Source organism: Paracoccus bogoriensis, assembly GCF_019431455.1.
Lineage (GTDB): Bacteria > Pseudomonadota > Alphaproteobacteria > Rhodobacterales > Rhodobacteraceae > Paracoccus > Paracoccus bogoriensis.
This window is the reverse complement of record NZ_JAHYSR010000047.1, coordinates 1-3,693: the sequence shown is the minus strand read 5'-3', so window position 1 is coordinate 3,693 and position 3,693 is coordinate 1. Positions and strand designations below refer to the sequence as shown.

The 3,693-nt window shown below is 65.6% G+C and carries 7 protein-coding genes; 1 reads left to right on the top strand and 6 read right to left on the bottom strand.

Features of this window, described 5'->3' with window-relative positions; translation table 11 throughout:
• Positions 1 to 66 precede the first annotated feature (66 nt).
• The 4 genes from KY389_RS15925 to KY389_RS14960 form a co-directional block, all read right to left on the bottom strand.
• Complete coding sequence (locus KY389_RS15925) at positions 67 to 252, bottom strand: helix-turn-helix transcriptional regulator (RefSeq protein WP_219831771.1); 186 nt, start codon at positions 250 to 252, stop codon at positions 67 to 69.
• 100 nt (positions 253 to 352) lie between these two features.
• Positions 353 to 730 (bottom strand): hypothetical protein, encoded by a 378-nt coding sequence (locus tag KY389_RS14970; RefSeq protein WP_219831770.1) that lies wholly within the window; start codon positions 728 to 730, stop codon positions 353 to 355.
• The gene (locus KY389_RS14965) at positions 727 to 921 is read right to left on the bottom strand and encodes a helix-turn-helix domain-containing protein (protein ID WP_219831769.1); all 195 of its coding nucleotides are present in this window, start codon (positions 919 to 921) and stop codon (positions 727 to 729) included. The genes KY389_RS14970 and KY389_RS14965 overlap by 4 nt, the downstream gene beginning before the upstream one ends.
• Before the next feature lie 320 nt (positions 922 to 1,241).
• Positions 1,242 to 1,508, bottom strand: coding sequence for a hypothetical protein (locus KY389_RS14960; protein WP_219831768.1), 267 nt, complete (start codon positions 1,506 to 1,508; stop codon positions 1,242 to 1,244).
• Between the two features lie 342 nt (positions 1,509 to 1,850).
• Between KY389_RS14960 and KY389_RS14955 the strand changes: the two genes are divergently transcribed.
• Positions 1,851 to 2,114 (top strand): Arc family DNA-binding protein, encoded by a 264-nt coding sequence (locus KY389_RS14955; protein ID WP_219831767.1) that lies wholly within the window; start codon positions 1,851 to 1,853, stop codon positions 2,112 to 2,114.
• A gap of 168 nt (positions 2,115 to 2,282) precedes the next feature.
• Here KY389_RS14955 and KY389_RS14950 read toward each other — a convergent pair whose 3' ends face one another.
• Both KY389_RS14950 and KY389_RS14945 read right to left on the bottom strand, forming a co-directional pair.
• Positions 2,283 to 3,173, bottom strand: coding sequence for a tyrosine-type recombinase/integrase (locus KY389_RS14950; protein WP_425517204.1), 891 nt, complete (start codon positions 3,171 to 3,173; stop codon positions 2,283 to 2,285).
• Between the two features lie 104 nt (positions 3,174 to 3,277).
• A complete protein-coding gene (locus KY389_RS14945) occupies positions 3,278 to 3,457 on the bottom strand; it encodes an Arm DNA-binding domain-containing protein (protein WP_219831765.1) in 180 nt (59 codons plus the stop codon).
• Positions 3,458 to 3,693 lie beyond the last annotated feature (236 nt).

Below are 3,693 nucleotides of genomic sequence, written 5' to 3'. Positions count from 1 at the left end.
GATCTGGACCATGCTCCAGCGTCGGGAAACCTTCGATCCTGATCGCAAAGCAGCTTGACTGGCCCATTACGCAGCTTTCAGTCCCTTTGTCAGAAGCTCCTCGACCTGCTCCCTGGGCCACCGCGACGCGCGGCCAATCTTCCGGGGCTTGGGGAACCGGCCTTGCCTGACCCATCGGTGAATGGTCTCGGTCGAGATTTGCGCCATCGCGGCGATATCGTTGACGGTCAGCAGATTAGGGTCTTTGTCCATGTCTTTTGCCTCTTTGTGTGATCGTTACCGCACAAGTGCTAAGGCCCTCGCCGCGCCGAATCCTCTGGCGGGATTTCCACCGCCTGAGGATCGTTTCAGATCACGGCACAACCAGTGCCCGCGCCTCGGCCCACAGCGCCCGGTGGTCGCCCTCTTCGATCTCGAAGGCGCCGAACGCGCTCAGGGCTGACGCCTTGGCGATCCAGTCCGCCGGGCCGGTGCAGGGCTCGGCCGCGATCTGACGGTCGAGGGCTTGCCGGGCACCTGACAGGGCCTCGCAGCGATCCTCGGGGGCGCCCCAGGCATAGGCGGCGCGCTCCTCGGCCTCGACGGCGGCCCAGCGGCGAAACAGCATCATCAGGGGGCTTTCCGGGGGCGGGGTCCCAGCGGCCGCAGCGGCGGCGTTCGCGGGTCTGGGATGATCCAGCGCGACGAAGGCGGCCAGCCGCCCCGCGGTGATGATCGCGCGGCGGTTCATTCGTTGCTCTCCTCGATCTGGTTTCCGGTTATGAAGTCGGACAGTTCCTTGACGCTGACGAAGGTGGCGGCGCCGCGCTTGTAGATCGTCACATGCCCGGCGGCGGCCCAGCGATAGACGGTCGCGCGGTGGATGCCGAAAAGCTCGGACACGCGCGCCGGGCGGATGAACAGGGGAAGCGGGCGGTTCATCGGGCGGCCCCCGCTTCCTCGATCCTAACCCGCCGGTCAGTGATGCCGATAGCATCCCCGAGAGCATCAACCAGCGCGCCGCGCTGTGCGAGATGCCGCACCAGGCGCGCGCGCCGGACGGGGCAAGTCTCGGCGTCGATTTCGCTCAACCGCCTCCTAAGCTCGACAAGCTTGCGCCGGCCGGCGCTTGCGGGTGTGACAGGTGGTTCGCTCCTTTGGGCAAAGGGCTTGTGCGGATCGTGGTTTCTGGTCATTGTGATCTCCGAATTCCAAGGCTCTGGGTTCAAGAGGCCGCGTCAGGGGTGCCACCCTACGCGGCCTCACTTTTGCCCGTGGTGCAGGACGAAGCGGGCGCATGCGCCTTTGAGGCGGCGTTGTGCGTTGTAGGCGGCGCGCTTGGCCTTCTCGGACCGGTCATAGACCACGCGCGTCTCCTGTATCATCATCGCCCATTCGGGGCTGTCGCGCTCGATGCGGGTGATCCGGCGCCGCCCCTTGGAGGTCTTGCAAGCGCAGTCCAGGTCATGCTGGGCGGCCTCGGCCGCGACGGCATGATGCGCCAAGGCGATTTCGGCAATCTCGATCATCCGCGCCGCTCGGCCCCGCCAGGGCGGCGGTATCTGCGGATGTGCTCACACCATAATGCAAACCAGAATGGTTCATTGCTCTATCCTCTTTCGGGGGTTCAGTGCTGCGGTGTCCTGGTCGATGCCTCGGCCTCGGTCTGCTTTCGCAGCATCAAGGTCCACTTGCGCGGTGACAGACCGGCGTTCGCGGGCGGCGATCTGCTTGAGCGTTTCCAGCAGATCGGCCGGGACGTTCAGCTTGAAATGGCGGGTTTCCGGTTTTCGAGATTCACCTTTCTATAGACCGTTTGCGGTCCATAATAGACCGTTGCGTCAAGGACCAGATTGGAGCATGAGCTATCCATGACCCAAGGTGCGACCGTTCCCTTCAAGCTCAACATCCCGGCTGGCCTGAAGGACCGGCTTTCCGAGGCGGCGGCGCGCAGCGGGCGAAGCCTCACGTCCGAGATCATCACGCGGCTCGAGGCCTCGATTTCGATATCCGATGAAGGGGGGCTGGCTTTCACGCTCGACTCGCTTGAGCGGTTCGTGATTGGGGTTGTTCAGGGTGAGACGGAAGCCCTCGCGCAGCGCGTCCGCGATCTCGAGGCGCGCAAGGACGACTGACAGGACGGAAACCCGCCTGAACCGGCGCGCGGGTCATTCCCCATCCGCCCGGCATCCTGACTTTCACGCCGTTGGAGGAAAAGCCCGTCGGGCCTCCCAAAGTTCGGGGCGCTCTAGCGGCGGACACGCGATAGCGGCCGCCAGAAGGCCGCAGGGCGGCGCTGTGCGCTATCGGTGCAGCTTGATCACGTTCCCGCCTGCTTGGCGCAGATAGCCCGCCCAGGCGTCCAGCAGCTCGCGGTTCTGTTCCAGCAGGTCGGAACGCTGATAGGCCCGCTCGACCCGCGACCCAGTGACGTGAGCAAGGCTTAGCTCGGCAACCTCGCGCGGCGCGCGTGCGCTATCGGCCGCCCAGGTGCGGAAAGTGGTTCTGGAACCATGCGTCGTGATCCCCGAAACCCCCGTGCGCCCGCGCCGGGCAGAAAAGGCGTTGCTTGTCATGGGGCGGGCTGGACCTTTCGCCCGGCTGGGTGTCGGAAAGACCAGATCGGCGCCGATGCCGCGCACCTGGTCCAGCGCCTCTAGGGCAGGCGCAGACAGCGGGGCGCGGTGCGGGCGCCCCATCTTCATCCGCTCGGGCGGGATAACCCACAGATCGCCCTCGATCTTGGCCCAGCGCGCGCCGAGGACTTCCCCGGCCCGGCTGGCGGTCAGGATCAGAAAGCGATGCGCGGCGGCCGCGATGTCCTCTTGCGGCTCGAGCTGGGTGAAGAATGCGGGCGCCTCCTGCCAAGGCATCGCCGCGCGGTGCTTGACCTCAAGGCGCTGTGTTCCCATCGCGACCAGGGCAGGCGTCACCGGGTTCTCGCCGACGTAGTGCCCCTTGGCCTTCGCCCAGTCGAAAACCGCGCGGATGCGCTGGGCAACCCGGCGGGCGGTGTCGGGCTTCTTCGTCCAGATCGGGTTGAGGACGGCCAAGACATCCCCATGCGCCAGATCGGCAATGCTGCGGCGCCCGAGGCGGGGCAACACGTCCAGCTCAAGCGAATTCCACCATCGGTCAGCGTGGCCGGTGCTCGACCATTTGCCCCGGCGCGCCTCGAATGACTCGCGGGCAATTTCTCGGAAGCTCGGGCTTGTGCGCCCCCAGACCTCGCGGGGGTCTTTTCCCTCTGCGATGATCCGGGCGAAGTCGTCGCGCTTGGCGCGGGCTTGGGCCAGTGTCAGAACGGCCAGCCCCCAAGACCGAGTTCAGTGCGCTTGCCAAACAGGGTTGCCCGGTAAATCCAGCTTTTCGAACCGGTTGCCTTGACTTGCAGATAGAGGCCCGCGCCGTCTGGCAGCATCGCCGGACCTTTCGCCGCTTGCACCGCCCGCGCTGTCAGCTTGTCCCGAACCTTCATCCCGCCAGACCCACCATTAGTCCCACCATTGCGACAACGTGAGCCCGTTTTCTCAGGCTGTCGCATGTTATCGCATGTGCCACGGACTACTGAGGCGGTCCCCATTTCCCGGACAGATTCGCGGCGTTGCTAAGCTTGCCAGTTGATCATGCCGCCGCCTTCAGGTCTTGGCCCTGATGGGCCTCGACCGGTGCCCTCCCGCCAAGCGCCGAATGGGGGCGCTGGGTGTTGTAAAA